At 74.3% G+C, this 18,349-nt stretch carries 15 protein-coding genes; 12 read left to right on the top strand and 3 right to left on the bottom strand.

Features of this window, described 5'->3' with window-relative positions:
• Window positions 1–227 precede the first annotated feature (227 nt).
• The 4 genes from ispG to HCC30_RS20965 all read left to right on the top strand — a co-directional run bounded on the left by ispG (window position 228) and on the right by HCC30_RS20965 (window position 4,969).
• Window positions 228–1,385 carry a flavodoxin-dependent (E)-4-hydroxy-3-methylbut-2-enyl-diphosphate synthase gene (ispG, locus tag HCC30_RS20980; protein ID WP_169444178.1) on the top strand — a complete coding sequence of 386 codons (1,158 nt, stop codon included), beginning with the start codon at window positions 228–230 and terminating at the stop codon, window positions 1,383–1,385.
• A gap of 215 nt (window positions 1,386–1,600) precedes the next feature.
• On the top strand, window positions 1,601–2,446 hold the full coding sequence (locus HCC30_RS20975; protein WP_169444177.1) for a GNAT family N-acetyltransferase: 846 nt from the start codon (window positions 1,601–1,603) through the stop codon (window positions 2,444–2,446).
• Between the two features lie 99 nt (window positions 2,447–2,545).
• The gene (locus HCC30_RS20970) at window positions 2,546–3,115 is read left to right on the top strand and encodes a GNAT family N-acetyltransferase (protein WP_169444176.1); all 570 of its coding nucleotides are present in this window, start codon (window positions 2,546–2,548) and stop codon (window positions 3,113–3,115) included.
• Window positions 3,116–3,229: 114 nt separating this feature from the next.
• Window positions 3,230–4,969 carry a proline--tRNA ligase gene (locus tag HCC30_RS20965; RefSeq protein ID WP_169444175.1) on the top strand — a complete coding sequence of 580 codons (1,740 nt, stop codon included), beginning with the start codon at window positions 3,230–3,232 and terminating at the stop codon, window positions 4,967–4,969.
• Window positions 4,970–5,057: 88 nt separating this feature from the next.
• Here HCC30_RS20965 and HCC30_RS20960 read toward each other — a convergent pair whose 3' ends face one another.
• From HCC30_RS20960 to HCC30_RS20950, 3 genes are all read right to left on the bottom strand, one after another.
• Window positions 5,058–6,023, bottom strand: a complete 966-nt coding sequence (locus tag HCC30_RS20960; RefSeq protein WP_169444174.1) for an aminoglycoside phosphotransferase family protein — start codon at window positions 6,021–6,023, stop codon at window positions 5,058–5,060.
• A 160-nt stretch (window positions 6,024–6,183) separates the two neighbouring features.
• Window positions 6,184–6,696 (bottom strand): ferritin-like domain-containing protein, encoded by a 513-nt coding sequence (locus tag HCC30_RS20955; protein ID WP_169444173.1) that lies wholly within the window; start codon window positions 6,694–6,696, stop codon window positions 6,184–6,186.
• Window positions 6,693–7,232 carry a hypothetical protein gene (locus tag HCC30_RS20950; protein ID WP_169444172.1) on the bottom strand — a complete coding sequence of 180 codons (540 nt, stop codon included), beginning with the start codon at window positions 7,230–7,232 and terminating at the stop codon, window positions 6,693–6,695. The genes HCC30_RS20955 and HCC30_RS20950 overlap by 4 nt, the downstream gene beginning before the upstream one ends.
• Window positions 7,233–7,500: 268 nt before the next feature.
• Between HCC30_RS20950 and rimP the strand changes: the two genes are divergently transcribed.
• The 8 genes from rimP to HCC30_RS20910 all read left to right on the top strand — a co-directional run bounded on the left by rimP (window position 7,501) and on the right by HCC30_RS20910 (window position 18,324).
• A complete protein-coding gene (gene rimP, locus HCC30_RS20945; protein WP_169444171.1) occupies window positions 7,501–8,046 on the top strand; it encodes a ribosome maturation factor RimP in 546 nt (181 codons plus the stop codon).
• A 2-nt stretch (window positions 8,047–8,048) separates the two neighbouring features.
• A complete protein-coding gene (nusA, locus tag HCC30_RS20940) occupies window positions 8,049–9,104 on the top strand; it encodes a transcription termination factor NusA (RefSeq protein WP_169444170.1) in 1,056 nt (351 codons plus the stop codon).
• A 64-nt stretch (window positions 9,105–9,168) separates the two neighbouring features.
• Window positions 9,169–9,456 carry a YlxR family protein gene (locus HCC30_RS20935; RefSeq protein WP_169444169.1) on the top strand — a complete coding sequence of 96 codons (288 nt, stop codon included), beginning with the start codon at window positions 9,169–9,171 and terminating at the stop codon, window positions 9,454–9,456.
• Between the two features lie 153 nt (window positions 9,457–9,609).
• On the top strand, window positions 9,610–12,693 hold the full coding sequence (gene infB / locus HCC30_RS20930) for a translation initiation factor IF-2 (RefSeq protein ID WP_169444168.1): 3,084 nt from the start codon (window positions 9,610–9,612) through the stop codon (window positions 12,691–12,693).
• A gap of 117 nt (window positions 12,694–12,810) precedes the next feature.
• Window positions 12,811–13,107, top strand: a complete 297-nt coding sequence (locus HCC30_RS20925) for a DUF503 domain-containing protein (protein ID WP_169444167.1) — start codon at window positions 12,811–12,813, stop codon at window positions 13,105–13,107.
• A 15-nt stretch (window positions 13,108–13,122) separates the two neighbouring features.
• A complete protein-coding gene (gene rbfA / locus HCC30_RS20920) occupies window positions 13,123–13,605 on the top strand; it encodes a 30S ribosome-binding factor RbfA (RefSeq protein WP_169444166.1) in 483 nt (160 codons plus the stop codon).
• 3 nt (window positions 13,606–13,608) lie between these two features.
• Window positions 13,609–14,544, top strand: coding sequence for a tRNA pseudouridine(55) synthase TruB (gene truB, locus HCC30_RS20915; protein WP_169444165.1), 936 nt, complete (start codon window positions 13,609–13,611; stop codon window positions 14,542–14,544).
• Window positions 14,545–14,733: 189 nt separating this feature from the next.
• On the top strand, window positions 14,734–18,324 hold the full coding sequence (locus tag HCC30_RS20910; protein ID WP_169444164.1) for a serine protease: 3,591 nt from the start codon (window positions 14,734–14,736) through the stop codon (window positions 18,322–18,324).
• Window positions 18,325–18,349 lie beyond the last annotated feature (25 nt).

Here is an 18,349-nt window from a genome sequence, read left to right as displayed (position 1 = left end):
ACGGGACCGCACGGGACCGGAAAAGGTCTGGCCGGGACCGTCCGGGACCGGGGTGTGCCCGGGGAGCTTGTACGGATTGTCGCGCCCGTGCCCATTGCGGCACGGGCGTGACCATTTGTGTGAGTTTCATCCTGCGATGTGCTAGGCCCGGTGACGTTGCCGTAATCTCGGTCCCCGGAGCCCGTCGTTCTCGGGACCTAGATCCACACCTTGGGGTTGCACGCCAGATGACAGCGATTTCGCTCGGAATGCCGGACGTACCGACCAAGCTCGCCGACCGGCGCGTCAGCAGGAAGATCCAGGTCGGTCCGGTCGCCGTAGGTGGTGACGCGCCCGTCTCCGTGCAGTCGATGACCACGACGCGCACCGCGGACATCGGGTCGACGCTGCAGCAGATCGCCGAGCTCACGGCCTCCGGCTGCCAGATCGTCCGCGTCGCCTGCCCGACGCAGGACGACGCCGACGCCCTGCCGGTCATCGCCCGGAAGTCCCAGATCCCGGTGATCGCGGACATCCACTTCCAGCCGAAGTACGTCTTCGCCGCCATCGACGCGGGCTGCGCCGCGGTGCGGGTGAACCCGGGCAACATCAAGAAGTTCGACGACCAGGTCAAGGAGATCGCCCGGGCGGCCTCCGACGCCGGCACCCCGATCCGGATCGGCGTCAACGCCGGTTCGCTCGACAAGCGGCTGCTGCAGAAGTACGGCAAGGCCACCCCGGAGGCGCTGGTCGAGTCCGCGCTGTGGGAGTGCTCGCTGTTCGAGGAGCACGGCTTCCGCGACATCAAGATCTCGGTCAAGCACAACGACCCGGTCGTGATGGTCAACGCCTACCGCCAGCTCGCCGCCCAGTGCGACTACCCGCTGCACCTCGGCGTCACCGAGGCCGGGCCCGCCTTCCAGGGCACCATCAAGTCCTCCGTCGCCTTCGGCGCGCTGCTGTCCGAGGGCATCGGCGACACGATCCGCGTCTCGCTCTCGGCGCCGCCCGCCGAGGAGATCAAGGTCGGCACCTCGATCCTGGAGTCGCTCGGCCTGCGCCAGCGCCGCCTGGAGATCGTCTCCTGCCCGTCCTGCGGCCGCGCCCAGGTCGACGTCTACAAGCTGGCCGAGGAGGTCACCGCCGGGCTCGACGGCATGGAGGTCCCGCTCCGCGTCGCCGTCATGGGCTGCGTCGTCAACGGCCCGGGCGAGGCCCGCGAGGCCGACCTCGGCGTCGCCTCCGGCAACGGCAAGGGCCAGATCTTCGTCAAGGGCGAGGTCATCAAGACGGTCCCCGAGTCGAAGATCGTCGAGACGCTGATCGACGAGGCGATGAAGATCGCCGAGCAGATGGAGAAGGACGGCGTGGAGTCCGGCGAGCCCTCCGTGGCCGTCGCGGGCTGACCCGCCCCTCGCGCACCACGATCCCCCGCACCGGACCTCCGGGGCGGGGGATCGGCGCGTGCGGACGGGCGGGCGCGCTGGTCAGATGGCCGCTCCGCGCGGCCCGGGGGTAGAGTCGGGAGACGGTCGTCCCTGACGCCCCCTCCCGCCCCTCCTCGTCTCTTCCGCCCCGATGTTCTCCCGCCCGCGGGCCGCACGGTGAGGCAGCCGCCACGTTGTTGACCACCACTTCCACCCGGGTCGTCGGCCCCGAGGAGCTCGACGAAGCCCTCGCCGTACTCCGCCGCGAACCCGTCAACAACGCCTTCGTCGCCGCCCGCGTCCAGGCGTCCGGGCTCGACCCGTGGCGGCTCGGCGGCGAGATGTGGGGCTGGTACCACGGCGGCCGGCTGGAGTCCCTGTGCTACGCGGGCGCCAACCTCGTCCCGCTGTGCGCCGGGCCGGAGGCCGTCCGCGCGTTCGCCGAGCGGGCCCGGCGGCAGGGGCGGCGCTGCTCGTCCGTCGTCGGCCCGGCCGGACCCACCGCCGCGCTCTGGTCGTACCTGGAGCCGCACTGGGGCCCGGCCCGTGACATCCGCGCGAACCAGCCGCTGATGGTCACCGAGCGGGTGCCGGACGACGTCACCCCCGACCCGCTGGTACGCCGCGTCCGCAAGAACGAGATGGACCTGGTGATGCCCGCCTGCGTCGCCATGTTCACCGAGGAGGTCGGCATCTCGCCGCTGGCGGGCGACAACGGGCTCATCTACCAGGCGCGCGTCGCCGAACTCGTCGGCGCCGGACGGTCGTTCGCGCGCGTCGAGGACGACCGGGTCGTCTTCAAGGCGGAGATCGGCGCGGCCACCGCCCAGGCCTGCCAGATCCAGGGCGTCTGGGTCGCCCCCGACCGCAGGGGCGAGGGCCTCTCCGAGACGGGCATGGCCGCGGTGCTGCGCTACGCGCTGCGCGACGTCGCCCCCGTGGTCAGCCTGTACGTCAACGACTTCAACACCGCGGCCCGCGCCGCCTACCGCCGCGTCGGCTTCCGCGAGGTCGGCACCTTCATGAGCGTCCTCTTCTGACGCCGCCCTCCGGCTCCGCCGGGAGCGGCCGGAACCACACATCCGTGCGTCCGCCGGGATCGGTTCGCCGCCCCGGCGCGCGGCGGTAGCCTCCCCCGCATGCTGCATTCTTCCGGTGGCTCCCCCCGGGCCCCCCGCGAGGCGCTCGTCGCACCGCTCGACCTGCGGGCGCGGGTGGACGAGGCGCTCGCCGTACAGGCGGTCGCGTTCGGGCTCACCGACGACGAGGTCGACGTCCGCCGCCCCATCGTGCTGCGCCACTTCGCGACGCCGGGGACGCGCGCCTTCGGCGCGACCACGCCCGAGGGCCGGCTCGTCGGCTTCGCCTACGGGATGCCCAACGACCGCACCCAGTGGTGGTCCACCGTCGTCCACCCCTACCTGCGGCAGGAGGGCAACGCCGACTGGCTCAGCGACGCCTTCGTCGTCACCGAACTGCACGTCCACCCGCTCCACCAGGGGCGCGGCCTCGGCCGCAGGCTGATCACCACGCTGACCGACGGCGCCGGCGAACCCCGCTCGCTGCTCTCGGCGCTCGACACCGAGAGCCCGGCCCGCGCCCTGTACCGCTCGCTCGGCTACCGGGACCTCGCCCGCCGGGTGATCTTCCCGAGCGCGCCCAGCCCGTACGCGGTGATGGGCGCCCCGCTTCCGCTGCGCCGCCGCTGAACCCATTTCCGTGCCGTGACCGCGGCCGGATAGTCTCGACGGCATTCCACTTGCCGAACGGACCGATCCGTTTGTCAGCCCGAGTACGTCGTACGCCCCGAGCAGGAGAACCCCATGGCAGCCCGAGTCCAGCGCTTGTCCCGGTCGATGCTGAAGACACTGCGCGACGACCCGGCCGATGCCGAGACGCTCAGCCACAAGCTGCTGGTCCGCGCCGGTTACGTACGCCGCACCGCCGCCGGCATCTGGACCTGGCTGCCGCTCGGCAAGCAGGTGCTGGAGAACGTCACCCGCGTCGTCCGCGAGGAGATGGACGCGGTCGGCGCCCAGGAGGTCCAGCTCCCCGCGCTGCTGCCGAAGGAGCCGTACGAGACCTCGGGCCGCTACGAGGAGTACGGCCCCGAGCTGTTCCGCCTCAAGGACCGCAAGGGCGGCGACTACCTCCTCGGCCCCACGCACGAGGAGATCTTCACGCTGCTGGTCAAGGACCAGTGCACGTCCTACAAGGACATGCCCGTCGTCCTCTACCAGATCGAGACGAAGTACCGGGACGAGGCCCGTCCCCGCTCCGGCATCCTCCGCGGCCGCGAGTTCACCATGAAGGACTCCTACTCCTTCGACGTCTCCGACGAGGGCCTCCAGACCTCCTACGACCTGCACCGCGCCGCCTACCAGCGGATCTTCGAGCGGCTCGGGATGGACTACCGCATCGTCTCCGCCATCTCCGGCGCGATGGGCGGCTCCGCCTCCGAGGAGTTCCTCGCCCCGGCCGCCGCGGGCGAGGACACCTACGCGCAGTGCCCGCAGTGCGGTTACGCCGCCAACACCGAGGCGCTGCACGTCGAGGTCAAGCCCGTCGAGGGCGCCGCGCACGGCGCCGTCGAGGAGCTGGACACCCCGGACACCCCGACCATCGAGGCCCTCGCCGAGCACCTCGGCGTCCCCGCCTCGGCCACCCTGAAGAACCTGCTGGTCAAGGTCACGGATACATCAGCGGCTGGCGCCGCGGGCGAGCTCGTCGCGCTCGGCGTCCCCGGGGACCGCGAGGTGGACATGGGCAAGGTCGAGGAGTTCTTCGCCCCGGCCGTCGTCGAGCCCTTCACCGCCGAGGACTTCACCGGGCGCACCGACCTCGTCCGCGGCTACATCGGCCCCCAGGGCGGCCTGGCCGGCACCTCCTTCCGGTACCTCGCCGACCCGCGCATCGCCCCCGGCACCGCCTGGATCACCGGCGCCAACACGGAGGGCAAGCACGCGCGGAACGTCGTCGCGGGCCGGGACTTCGAGCCGGACACCTACGTCGACCTGGTCGTCGTCGAGGCCGGCGACCCCTGCCCCAAGTGCGGCACCGGCATCGAGCTCGACCGGGCGATCGAAATCGGCCACATCTTCCAGCTCGGCCGCAAGTACGCGGACGCCTTCGAGCTGGACGTCCTCGGCCAGGAGGGCAAGCCCGTCCGCGTGACGATGGGCTCCTACGGCATCGGCGTCACCCGCGCCGTCGCCGCCATCGCCGAGCAGACCGCCGACGAGCAGGGCCTGTGCTGGCCCCGCGAGATCGCCCCGGCCGACGTGCACATCGTCGCCGCCGGCAAGGCGCTGCAGACCGAACTCGCCCTGGACGTCGCGGAGAAGCTCGGCGCCGCGGGCGTCCGGGTGCTCGTCGACGACCGCGCCGGCGTCTCGCCCGGCGTGAAGTTCACCGACGCGGAACTGGTCGGCGTGCCCACCATCCTGGTCGCGGGACGCGGCGCCAAGGACGGCGTCGTCGAGCTCAAGGACCGCCGCACCGGCGAGCGCGAGGAACTCCCCGTCGACGAGGCGGTCAGCCGCCTCGCCGCCCTCGCGGGCTGACCGAAGCACCAACAGCGGGCCCCGGCCGGAGAGTTCCGGCCGGGGCCCGCTGTGCGTCGTGGTGTCCGTCCTGTCCGTCGGGCCGGGGCTACAGCCAGCCCGCGAACTCCAGCAGGATCTCCCCGTCCTCGCGCCGCCCGCTCGCCATGTGCCGGATGCCGGACTCCACGGCCCGGTACAGCGACCAGCCGCGCAGCCGCTCCCGGTCGACGTCGAGGGAGTCGGCGAGCTTGTGGATGCGGCGCCGGGTGGCGGCCGCGGCGCCGGGGGAGGCCACCAGGTCGTGCAGCCGGTCCCGGGTCAGCCGGGCCAGGTCGTAGGCGCGTTCGCCGAGCAGCGGCTCGGGGCCGACGGCCAGCCATCTGGCCCGTTCCGCGTCCGCGGCGAGGACGGCGCCCTGCCGGAAGTCCCCGTGCAGCAGCACCTGTTCGGGCGGCTCGGCGAGCAGCGCGGCACGCAGCTGAAGTGCCTCCTCCAGCAGTGGCAGCACCTCCTCGGGCACCGCGCCGCGCAGGAACCCGATCTCCTCGGCGGTGTGCTCGGCGACCGTCTCGAAGACGCCCTCGCCGCCCGCCGGCTCCGGGGCGGGCGTGACCCACAGCCTCCGCGCCGCCGAGACGGCCTCCAGCATCGCCTTCGCCTCCGGCAGCGAACGCAGCGACATCTCGCCGTGCAGCCGCTCCAGCAGCAGCGCCCCGTCCTCCGGCGCCGACCGCAGCAGCCGCACCGCACCCCAGCCGTCCCACTGCGCCAGCGCCGCACCCTCCCGCTCGGCCCGCAGCCGGGACCCGGCGAGATCCGGCGCGAGCAGCTTCAGCACGGCGGGCGCACCGTCCGGCTGCCGCACGAGCGCCACGAGGCTGCCGCGCCCGCCCGGGGCCACGACCCGCTCCGCCGTCAACTCCCAGCGCTTCAGCGTCTCTTCGAGCAGCCGGGGCAGCGCGGCGAGCCAGGCGTCGGCCTCGGCCTCGACCTCCTCACCCGCGTAGCCGCGCAGGGAACCGAGGGCGCGCACCAGCCGCTGCGGGGGATCGAGGGGCAGTGCAGAAGGCATGCGGAGACGTGGGCCTTTCGGACGACGACAAGGGGCGGGGCCACCGCCGGGGCGGCGGTCCTGGGACGGTCAACCGGACTGCGGGCACCGGCACTTCACACCTGCCGGCCCGGACGCGCGGCCCGGCGGACGTGCGCCGGAACGGTGCGGCCGTCCCGGCTCACGCGGGCCCGCTGGGCGGCGGCGCCCCGGAGGGCACCTCGCCCGAGGGCGCCCGGCGCCGGTCCGCGGCACGTTCGGTGAGCCCAGGGAAGGCTACGCCGCCGCCGCGCCACCGTGCCGAGCGGACCGCCGCCTCGCTCAGCGCCCCCGCCGCGTCCCGCCGGCGCCGCCCCTCGCTGGCCCGTACGAGATCCGCGTACGCGCCGGCCAGCCGGTCCTCCAGCTCGGCGGCCAGCCGCACCGCGGCCGGGCCGTCCGGGACGGCGAAGGGCAGGGAGTACGCGGCGGCCGCCGGCTCGGCCTCGCCGCCCAGCTCGCGCACCGTCCGGTGCAGCTCGTCCCGGCGGGCCCGGTGCGCGTCGTGCGCCTCGCGGGCCTCCTCGCGGCGGGCGTCGGAGATCCGGCCGCCGACGACGCCGTAGCCGTACACCGTCGCGTGCTCGGCGGCGAGCGCGGCGCGCAGCGCCTCGACCAGCTCCGGCTCCGTGTCCGTCTCCCCGGTCCGGCTCATGCCTCCTCCTTCTCCCCGAGCAGGTACGCGTGCGCGGCGCCGGCCGCCGCCACCGAGGCCAGCAGCCGGGCCAGTTCGGGCGGGGCGCCGGCCAGCGCCGCGGTGTGCCGGTCGGCGGCCTGCCGCTCCTCCTCGGCGAGCGCGGCGAGCGCGTCCTTCTCCTTCGCGGGCACCTCGGGCCGCTTCTCCTTCTCCGGCCGCGCCGAGGCGGCCGCCCCGCCCCGGCCCCGCCGGCTCTTCCCGTCGAGCGCCTCGGCCTGCCGCGCCACCGCCGTGCGCAGCGGCTTCAGCCGGGCGGCGAGGGGGGCGTGCGCGGCGACGGTCGCGTCGTAGCGCTCCAGCAGGGTGCGGCGACGGCCGGCCTCGGCGGCGCGCAGCCGCTCGGCCTCGGGGGTGTGCTCGGCCGCGTCCTGGTCCTCGCCGTCGCCGCTGCATCCGGAGACGAGGAGCGAGGCGCCCGAGGCGCTCAGTACGGCGGCGGTGACGAGCGACCTCCTGCGGAGGTCCGGGGCAGCCGGGGGCGGCCTGAGCGGCATGGTGAACTCCCTGAACATGGGCATCGCCTGGGTAACCCCGGATGGTTCTCGGGTGGCGGTGATCACCGCCACGCGAGCGTAGCCGGTGCCTCCGCGCACCCCTGACGGGGCCACCCGCGGCGCACCATGCGTACCCGGACGCACCGGGCATCCCGCACGGATCGCCCGTCTGGTCGGCGTCGCCCGCGGCAGACGATAGGCTTTACCCGAATGCGTCCTCCCGTACGAGGTCCCCGACAACAGCAGACGCGGCCGAGGAGTCACCCGGATGAGTACGACCCAGAGCGAGAGGCTGCGCGGACTGCTGGAACCGCTGGTCGGCGAGCAGGGAATGGATCTTGAGGAGATCGAGGTCACCCCGGCGGGCAAGCGGCGCGTACTCCGCGTAGTGGTCGATTCCGACGAGGGCGTCGAGCTGGACGCGTGCGCCGATCTGAGCCGCGTGATCTCCGACAAGCTCGACGAGTCCGACGTCATGGGAGGCGCGCCCTACGTCCTCGAAGTCACCTCGCCGGGCGCCGACCGCCCGCTGACGCAGCCGCGGCACTTCCGCCGCGCCGTCGGCCGGCTAGTCAAGGCGCACCTGACGGACGAGGCCGGGGGCGGAGAGGTCACCGCACGTGTCATCTCCGTGGACGACGAGGGTCTGGACCTCGAGATTCCCGGAGTGAAGGGCCGCAAGCCCACCCCGCGCCGTCTCGCGTTCGAGGAGATCGCGAAGGCGCGCGTGGAGATCGAGTTCAACCGCAAGGCCGCTGAGAAGAAGGCGCAGCACGAGTCCGCGGCCGCCGAAGAAGGAAGCGAGGAGGCGTAACCGTGGACATCGACATGAGTGCCCTGCGAGGGCTGGTGAGGGAGAAGGAGATCTCCCTCGACCTGCTGGTCGAGGCGATTGAGTCGGCCCTCCTCATCGCGTACCACCGCACCGAGGGCAGCTACCGCAACGCACGCGTCGAGCTGGACCGCAAGACCGGCCACGTGACGGTGTGGGCGAAGGAGAACCCGGCGGACCTGGAGGAGGGTGCCGAGCCGCGCGAGTTCGACGACACCCCCACCGGCTTCGGCCGGATCGCCGCGACGACGGCCAAGCAGGTCATCCTGCAGCGGCTGCGGGACGCCGAGGAAGAGGTCACCTTCGGCGAGTACGCGGGCCGCGAGGGCGACGTCGTCGCCGGCCAGGTCCAGCAGGGCAAGGACCCCAAGAGCGTGCTGGTCGACATCGGCAAGCTGGAGGCCATCCTGCCCCCGCAGGAGCAGGTCCCGGGCGAGGACTACTCGCACGGCACCCGGCTGCGGACGTACGTCGTCCGGGTCGCCAAGGGTGTCCGCGGCCCCTCGGTGACGCTCTCGCGGACCCACCCGAACCTGGTGAAGAAGCTCTTCGAGCTCGAGGTCCCGGAGATCGCCGACGGCTCGGTGGAGATCTGCGCGATCGCGCGCGAGGCCGGGCACCGCACGAAGATCGCGGTGCGCTCGGCGCGTGCCGGGCTGAACGCCAAGGGCGCCTGCATCGGCCCGATGGGCGGCCGCGTGCGCAACGTCATGGCCGAGCTGCACGGCGAGAAGATCGACATCGTCGACTGGTCCGAGGACCCCGCCGAGCTGGTGGCCAACGCGCTCTCGCCGGCCCGCGTCAGCGAGGTGGAGATCATCGACCTCGCGGCCCGTTCGGCCCGGGTGACGGTGCCCGATTACCAGCTGTCACTGGCCATCGGTAAGGAGGGGCAGAACGCCCGTCTCGCCGCCCGGCTGACCGGCTGGCGCATCGACATCCGTCCCGACACCGCGGACGCTCCCGGTCACACCGCAGGTCAGGCGGCTGCTCCGGCGGCCGGACAGGCGGACCGGGGAAGCCGGCCCGAAGAGGGCTGAAAACGTGATGCCGGCCTGTTCACCCCCCAGGGGAGCAGGCCGCTCAGGAAGGTAGACTTGAGGAGTGTCTGGCCGGACGCGGACCGGAGTGAGCCCTGAGCGCACCTGTGTGGGTTGCCGGGAATGTTCGGACAAACGCGGACTGTTGCGTGTGGTGCTGATCGAGGGGCGCTGCGTCCCCGATCTTCGCGGTACGCTGCCCGGCCGGGGTGCTTATGTGCACCCCACCGTCGCCTGCCTTGAGCAGGCCGTCCGCCGCCGGGCGTTCAACCGGGCCTTCCGGGGTCCGGGACCGTTCGACACCGCGGATCTGCGTGAGCACGTGGTGCGGATCGAGCAGGCAACACCGTAAGACAGCCCGCACGGAGTTCCGTGCGGGGAGTAGGTACCTCGCGAGTCGGAAGTAGGTCGAGATTGCGATGAGCACTCGATGAGTACGCGATGAGTACGCCCATGCATAAGTAGCGAAGGTCCGGCGGACATCCCCCGGGCCGTAAGGAGCGAAGTGGCTAAGGTCCGGGTATACGAGCTCGCCAAGGAGCTTGGAATCGAGAGCAAGGTCGTCATGGCCAAGCTCCAAGAACTTGGGGAATTCGTCCGTTCGGCGTCCTCGACCATCGAGGCGCCGGTTGTCCGCAAGCTGACGGATGCCTTCGACGCGGACGGTGGCGCCGGTGGCGCCAAGAAGTCCGCCCCGAAGCCGTCCGGCGGCAAGTCCGCCGCGCCCAAGCCGGGCGCCCCGAAGCCGGGTGCTGCCGCACCGAAGCCGGGAGCGCCGAAGCCCGGCGCCCCGAAGCCGGGTCCCGCGGCCCCGGTGACCCCGAAGAGCGACTCCGGCGAGACCTCGGCGCCGGTCACCCCGGCCGCGCCCGAGGCGCCGAAGCCGGGCGGTGCGCCCAAGCCGGGTGCCCCGAAGCCGGGCCCCGCGAAGCCCGAGTTCACCGCGCCGCCGGCCGGTCCGTCCGGTGAGGCCGCGCCCAAGCCGGGCGGTCCGAAGCCGGGTGCGCCGAAGCCGGGCGCCCAGGCCCCGAAGCCGGGTGCGCCCAAGCCGGGCGGCCAGGGCGGTCAGGGCCAGGGCGGCCAGGGCCGTGGCGGCCAGGCGCCCAAGCCGGGTCAGGCCCCGAAGCCGGGTGGCCGTGCCTCCGGCCCGCGCCCCGGCAACAATCCCTTCACCTCCGGTGGTTCGACCGGCATGGCGCGCCCGCAGGCGCCCCGTCCCGGTGGTGCCCCCAAGCCCGGTGCCCCCGCTCCGAAGCCCGGTCAGGGCCAGGGCGGCGGCCAGGGTCAGGGCGGCGGCCCGCGCCCGCAGGCGCCGGGCGGCGGTCGTCCGAGCCCGGGCAACATGCCGCGTCCGCAGGCCGGTGGCGGTCAGGGCGGTCCGCGTCCCGGTGGCGGCGGTAACCGTCCGAACCCGGGCATGATGCCGCAGCGTCCGGCTGCCGGGCCGCGTCCCGGTCCGGGCCGTGGTGGTCCCGGTGGCGGCGGTGGCCGTCCGGGCGGCGGTGGCCGTCCCGGCGGTGGCGGCGGCTTCGCCGGGCGTCCCGGCGGCGGCGGTGGCGGTCGTCCCGGTGGCGGCGGCGGTTTCGCCGGTCGTCCGGGTGGCGGCGGTGGCGGTCGTCCCGGTTTCGCCGGGCGTCCCGGTGGTCCCGGTGGCCGCGGCGGCACGCAGGGTGCCTTCGGCCGTCCCGGCGGTCCGGCCCGTCGTGGCCGCAAGTCGAAGCGGCAGAGGCGCCAGGAGTACGAGCAGATGCAGGCGCCGTCCGTCGGCGGCGTGATGCTCCCGCGCGGCAAGGGCGAGACCGTCCGGCTGTCGCGTGGTGCCTCGCTCACGGACTTCGCGGAGAAGATCAACGCCAACCCGGCGTCGCTGGTCCAGGTGATGTTCAACCTGGGCGAGATGGTCACCGCGACGCAGTCCGTCTCCGACGAGACGCTGCAGCTGCTCGGCGACGAGATGAACTACACCGTCCAGATCGTCAGCCCGGAGGAGGAGGACCGCGAGCTTCTCGAGTCCTTCGACATCGAGTTCGGCGAGGACGAGGGCGGCGAGACGGCGCTCATGCCGCGTCCCCCGGTGGTCACGGTCATGGGTCACGTCGACCACGGCAAGACCCGCCTGCTGGACGCGATCCGCAAGACCAACGTGATCGAGGGCGAAGCCGGCGGCATCACCCAGCACATCGGCGCGTACCAGGCCAGCACCGAGGTCAATGACGAGGAGCGCAAGCTCACCTTCATCGACACTCCGGGTCACGAGGCCTTCACCGCCATGCGTGCCCGCGGTGCCAAGTCGACCGACATCGCGATCCTCGTGGTCGCGGCCAACGACGGCGTCATGCCGCAGACGGTCGAGGCGCTGAACCACGCCAAGGCGGCCGAGGTCCCGATCGTCGTCGCGGTCAACAAGATCGACGTCGAGGGTGCGGACCCGACCAAGGTGCGCGGTCAGCTGACCGAGTACGGGCTGGTGGCCGAGGAGTACGGCGGCGACACCATGTTCGTCGACATCTCCGCACGTCAGGGCGAGAACATCGACGCCCTGCTGGAGGCCGTCGTGCTCACCGCCGACGCGGCGCTCGACCTGCGGGCCAACCCGGAGCAGGACGCGCAGGGCATCGCGATCGAGGCCCACCTCGACCGCGGCCGCGGCGCCGTCGCGACCGTCCTGGTCCAGCGCGGCACGCTCAAGGTCGGCGACACCATGGTCGTGGGCGACGCCTACGGCCGGGTGCGCGCGATGCTCGACGACAAGGGCGAGAACATCAAGGAAGCGGGTCCCTCGACCCCCGTCCTGGTGCTCGGTCTCACCAACGTCCCGGGCGCCGGCGACAACTTCCTGGTGGTCGACGAGGACCGTACGGCCCGTCAGATCGCCGAGAAGCGTGCCGCCCGCGAGCGGAACGCGGCCTTCGCCAAGCGGACCCGCCGGGTCTCGCTGGAGGACCTGGACAAGGTGCTCAAGGCGGGCGAGGTCCAGCAGCTCAACCTCATCATCAAGGGCGACGCCTCCGGTTCGGTCGAGGCCCTGGAGTCCTCGCTGCTGCAGCTGGACGTCGGCGAAGAGGTCGACCTGCGGATCCTGCACCGCGGCGTCGGTGCGGTCACCGAGACCGACATCGACCTGGCGACGGGTTCCGACGCCATCGTCATCGGCTTCAACGTCCGCGCCGAGGGGCGCGCGACGCAGATGGCCGAGCGCGAGGGCGTGGATGTCCGCTACTACTCGGTGATCTACCAGGTCATCGAGGAGATCGAGGCGGCCCTGAAGGGCATGCTGAAGCCGGAGTACGAGGAGGTCGAGCTCGGTACGGCGGAGATCCGCGAGATCTTCCGCTCGTCCAAGCTCGGCAACATCGCGGGTGTGCTCATCCGCTCCGGCGAGGTCAAGCGGAACACCAAGGCCCGGGTGCTGCGCGACGGCAAGGTCGTCGCGGAGAACCTCAACATCGAGGGTCTGCGCCGCTTCAAGGACGACGTCACCGAGATCCGCGAGGGCTTCGAGGGTGGTATCAACCTCGGAAACTTCAACGACATCAAGATCGACGACGTCATCGCGACGTACGAGATGCGCGAGAAGCCGCGCGGCTGAGCCGTGCGGAAGACACTGCGCGGCTGAGCTCAGCGCGCAGGGCGTGTGATCGGTACCGGGGCCGGTCGGCGGGAAACTCCGTCGATCGGCCCCGGCCGTTCCGCGTAACATCACCGCGTGTATGTAGGGACTCTCTCTTTTGACCTGCTGCTGGGCGATGTCCATTCGCTCAAGCAGAAGCGTTCTGTCGTCCGCCCGATCGTCGCCGAGCTTCAGCGCAAGTACGCGGTGACGGCGGCGGAGGTCGGCGAGCAGGATCTTTACCGCCGGACCAGGATCGGACTGGCGGCGGTGTCCGGGGACCCGGAGCATGTGACGGACGTACTCGACCGGTGCGAGCGTCTCGTGGCCGCCCGGCCGGAGGTGGAGCTGCTGTCGACGCGGCGGCGGTTCCACACAGACGAAGACGAATAAGCAAGGAGCGGACCAGTGGCCGACAATGCGCGGGCCAAGAGGCTGGCGGACCTCATCCGTGAGGTGGTCGCGGAGAAGCTGCACCGGGGCATCAAGGACCCCCGGCTCGGCTCGCACGTGACCGTCACGGACACCCGGGTCACCGGGGACCTGCGGGAGGCGACGGTCTTCTACACGGTCTACGGGGACGACGCCGACCGGGAGGCGGCGGCGGCCGGGCTGGAGAGCGCGAAGGGCGTGCTGCGCTCGGCCGTCGGCTCGGCGGCCGGGGTGAAGCACACCCCGAGCCTCACCTTCGTGCCCGACGCCCTGCCCGAGAACGCCCGCACGATGGAGGATCTCCTCGCCCGGGCGAAGGCCTCCGACGAGGAGGTGCGCAAGGCGTCCTCCGGTGCCGTGTACGCCGGCGAGGCCGACCCGTACCGGAAGCCGGGCGAGGACGAGGAGGGCGCCGAGGCGGAGGACTCCGAGGGGTCCGCCGGGAACAAGGGCGTCTGACCTGTGGCGAAGAAGAAGGACAACGGGCCCGGCGGGCTTGTCGTGGTCGACAAGCCCGCCGGGTTCACTTCGCACGACGTCGTCGCGAAGATGCGCGGCATCGCCCGTACCCGGCGGGTCGGGCACGCGGGGACGCTGGACCCGATGGCCACCGGTGTGCTCGTCATCGGCGTCGAGAAGGCGACCCGGCTGCTGGGGCATCTCGCGCTGACGGAGAAGGAGTACGTCGCGACGGTCCGCCTCGGGCAGTCCACCGTGACGGAGGACGCCGAGGGGGAGTTCACCGCGTCCGAGGGCGCCGAGGGGCTCTCCCGTGCGGCGATCGACGCGGCCGTCGCGGAGCTGACGGGCGACATCATGCAGGTGCCGTCCAAGGTCAGCGCGGTGAAGGTGGACGGCAAGCGGAGCTACGCGCGGGTGCGCGAGGGCGAGGACGTCGAGCTGGCCGCGCGGCCGGTGACGATCTCCTCGTTCCTGGTGCACGACGTGCGGGAGGAGCGGGCCGAGGACGGGACACCCGTCACGGACCTGCTGGTGTCCGTCGTCTGCTCCTCGGGCACGTACGTGCGGGCGCTGGCCCGCGATCTCGGGGTGGCCCTCGGCTGCGGCGGGCATCTGTCGGCGCTGCGCCGTACCCGGGTCGGCCCGTACAAGCTGGACGGCGCGCGGAGCCTGGAGGCGCTGCAGGGCGAGGTCGACGAGGCGGGCGAGATCTCGCTGCTGCCGCTCGCCGAGGCGGCTGCCCAGGCGTTCCCGCGCTGGGACCTCGACGCGGACAAGGCGCGGCTGCTGGGCAACGGCGTGCAGCTGACGATGCCGGCGCCGGTGGCCCGGCAGGGCAAGGAGGGGCCGGTCGCGGTGTTCGGCCCCGAGGACCGGTTCATCGCGCTGGTCGAGGAGAAGAACGGCAAGGCGAAGAGCCTCGCCGTGTTCGCCTGACGGCGGTCCGCGCGCATCGGCTCCGCTTCCGGGGCCCGTCCCGTACGGGGCGGGCCCCGGATTCACTCCATCGTGCGGGCGCTCGGCGCGTGCCGGGGCGTGCACGGGGGCGCGTTCCGCGAACGCGCTGCGTGGCTGATCAACTCCCCCTTAGGCTCGACGCGTTGGGCCGTCGGGGAGGTTCGGGCAATGGTGGCGGTGCGTGGGGAGCCCACGCTGGTGCGGATCCTCGGCCCCGGCGGACGCACGCGGGGCACGGGATGCGTCGCCGACGGTCTCGGCACGCTCGTCACCAGCCACGAGGCGCTGGACGGGCCGGCCGTCGTCCGCGCCCCCTCCGGCGCCGAGCACCGCGTCGCCGCCGAGGACGTCACGCCGCTGCCCGGCTGGGACCTCGCGTTCGTCCGCGTCCCCGGGCTCGTCCGGGCCGAGCGTGCCGAGGACCGGGTCAGGCCCGCGGTGTTCGCCGCCGAGCGGGCGCGGGTGGCCGGCCGGGAGGTACGCGTCGGGCTGCCGGACGGGGGCTGGCTCGCCGCGCGGATCACCGGCTGGACCGCCGCCGGGTACGCCACGCCCCAGGGACGGCACCGGCTCGACGGCGTCCTCGGGCTGCGGCTGCCGGACGGGCCCGGGCGGCTGCGCTTGAGCCGGTGCGCCCCCGGAGCCCCGGTGGCCGACGCGGGCACCGGCGCCGTGCTCGCCGTCGTCGGCGCCGCGCTGCGCGCGCGGGACGCGGACGAGGCGGGGCCGGACGCGCTCGCGGTGCCGCTGCGGCCGCCCGGGACGCCCGCCGCGTACGGGCCGCTGGGCGCGCTGCTCGCGCGCAACGGCGCGGTGGTGCCCGGCTTCGGGCCCGACCTCAACCTCGCGGGGGCGCTGGAGCTGACCGCCACCTCCGTGGGCCCGGCGGCCGCGCGGGCGGCCGGGACGGTGGAGCGGGCCGAAGTCGTGGGCGCGCTGCGGGAGTTCGCCGCGGGGCACGCGTCCGTACTGGCACTCGTCGGACGGCCCGGTACCGGCCGGAGCACCGAGCTGGCGGCGCTGGCGGCGCGGCGGGCCGTGGGCGCCGAGCCCGCGCCGACGGTGTGGCTGCGGGGCGCCGATCTGCTGGCCGAGGACGGCAGCCTCCGCGAGGCCGTGGGCCGGGCGCTGGCCGGGGCCGCGCGGATCGTCACCGCGGCCCCGGCCGGGCCGTTCACGGGCGACCCGGGGGAGGCCAATGCCGACGTCGTCGCCCGGCTGGCCCGCGACGCCGGGCGCCCCCTGCTCGTCCTGCTCGACGCACCGGAGGAGATGCCGCCCCGGCTCGCGCACGCGCTGCGCGGCTGGACGGCCGGTACGGCGAGCTGGCTGCGGGCCTCCGGCGCGCGCCTGGTCGTCGCCTGCCGCCCCGAGTACTGGGAGCAGGCCGGACGGCTCTTCCCCGGCGGCATGCTGCACCCCGGCCCGGGGCAGGGCGGAGGCGCGTACGGCGCGGACTCGCACCGGGGCACGCGCCTGCCGCCCTGCGTACGGCTCGGCGGGCTCCCGGCGCGGCAGGCGGCCGCGGCCAGGCAACGGCACGGGCTGCCCGAGGGCGTCCTCGCCCCGCGGGACGCGCGCCACCCGCTCGCGATACGGATGCTCGCCGAGATCCGCGCGGCCCAGCCGGGCGGCGCGGACGGCCGGGAGGGCGCGCGGGTGCCGGACCGGGCCGAGCTGCTCTCCGGGTACCTCGGCCTGCTCTGCCTGCGGGTCGCGGTCCGGCTGGCGGCGGGGGTGCGTCCGGCGCCGGGTGCCGCGGCGGTGCGGCGGCTGGCCGCGGCCGCCTCGGGGCAGCTGCACGAGGCGGCGCGGCGCGCGCTGGGGCCGGGGCAGGGGGAGCTGGACATCGCCTCGTTCGAGGAGATCTTCCCGTGGAGCAGCGGCTGGGCCTCGGCGGTGCTGGCCGAGGAGGTCCTCGTCCCGGCCGGCGAGGGGTACCGCTTCGCCGACGAGGAGCTGGGCGACTGGGTGCAGGGCGCGCACCTGGAGCTCGACGCGGCGCTGGACGCGCTCATAGGCCGGCGGCGCGCGGGCGTACCCGTGCCCCGGCACCGGATCGGACCCGTGGTGCAGGCCCTGCTGCTGTGCGGCCGGAACGAGGGCCCCGGTGCGCTGGCCTCGCGGCTGTGGCCGCTGGCCGACCGCGCGGCGCCGGAGGCCCGGGCCGCGCCCGAGGACGGCGGGGAGGCGCGCTGGTGGGCGGCCCATCTGCTGACCGAGACGCTGCTCGGACTGCCCGACGCCCGCCCGTACCTGGACCTCCTGCGCACTCTCGCGGAGCGGATCGCCGCCTCCGGGGACGGCGGACCGCTCGCCGACCCGGCGACCTGCACCTGCTTCGGCCCCGGCTTCTGGGCCGCACTGCCGCTCCCGGCCGCCGGCCGGCTCGACCTGCTCCGCGTCCTGCTGCCCGCCGACCCGCCGCACGGCAGCGAGGCGGCGCCGGAAGCGGGGACGCGGGTGCGGTTCATCGACGCCGTCGGCACCCTGCTGGACGCCGAACCGCACGCCGTCCAGACCCTGTTGTGCGACTGGTTCCGGGATGCGCGCCCGCTGCCCTGCCACGACGGCGCCGCGTCCCCGACCGTCGCCACCGCCGCACAGGCCCTGCTCTACGCGCACCGAGCGGCCGGTCTCGACGGGCTGCTCGACGTCCTGCTGCGCGCCCGGCACCCCCGCGCCGACGAGCTTCTCGCCGAGCTGCTGCACGAGGAACCGTCCGCGCTGTGCCGCGCCGTCGCCCGCTGGGCGCGCGCGGACGAGGTCGAGCACCGCGCCGCCGCCGCGGCCTACGCGCACCGCGCCGTCCCGCTGGCCCGCACCGACGAGGACCGCGCGCTGCTCCGCCGCGCCGCGGGCGACCTGCTGGAGCGGAACGACGGGCCGCGGCAGCGCGCGCGGGCGCTCGCGGTGCTGGTGCGGGACGCGGGCGGCCGCAGCCCCCATCTCGCCGCCGCCGTCGAGCACCTGGCGGCCACGGGCGAGCCGGCGCTCGCGGGGGCCCTCGGCAGCGCCCTCGCCCGGCACCCGGACGTCGTACGGCACGTCTTCCGGGCGCGCCTGCACCAGCCGGGACCGGGCGCGACCGCGCTGCTGCGGGCGCTGGCGCAGGTGCGCGAGCCGGTGGCGGCCCGGCGGGTGGCCGAGCTGGCCGGGGAGTACGCGGAGCTGCGGCCCGAGGCGGCGGGGGACGCCGTCGCCACCTATCTGCGCGGCCTGCTGGGGCGCGGGCCCTCGGCGGGGGAGGCGCTCGCCCTGCTGGTGGCGCGGTTGCAGGGCGCGGAGCCGGCGCTGCGCGCCCGCCTCGTCCGCGAGCTGGGCGGCACCGAGGACGGCGAGGAGCTGACGGAGGCGCTGCTCGCCCGGGAGCGGGACCCGCTGGTGCTGGAGGAGCTGCTGGCCGCGGTGGTGCGGCGGTACGGGCGGCGGGGCGGCGCGGCACCGGCCGGGCAGGTCCGCCGGCTCGGCCGGCTGATGTCCCGCACCCCGGAGGGCGCGCTCGCCTTCGACCGGCGCCTGCTCGAACTCGCCCGCGAGATCCCGGGGTTCGCGCGGACGGTACGGGCCTGGATCGCCGGGGCGCCGGAGGAGTGGGCGTCCGGCGGGGGAGCGGAGGCGGAGGGCAGGGTGCCGGGCCAGGGCACCGGCGTACCGGCAGGCCACGGGGGTGCGACGGGGCAGGAGGGGCCGGAAGCGGAGGATGCCGGGCCGGAGGCGGGGGTTCCTGGGCTGTGCCGGGCGCGGGCCGAGCCGTAGCGCGGCCGGGTCCGCACGTGGGGTG

Source organism: Streptomyces sp. HNM0574 (genome assembly GCF_012726235.1).
Classification (GTDB): domain Bacteria; phylum Actinomycetota; class Actinomycetes; order Streptomycetales; family Streptomycetaceae; genus Streptomyces.
This window is presented reverse-complemented; position numbering and strand designations above follow the sequence as displayed.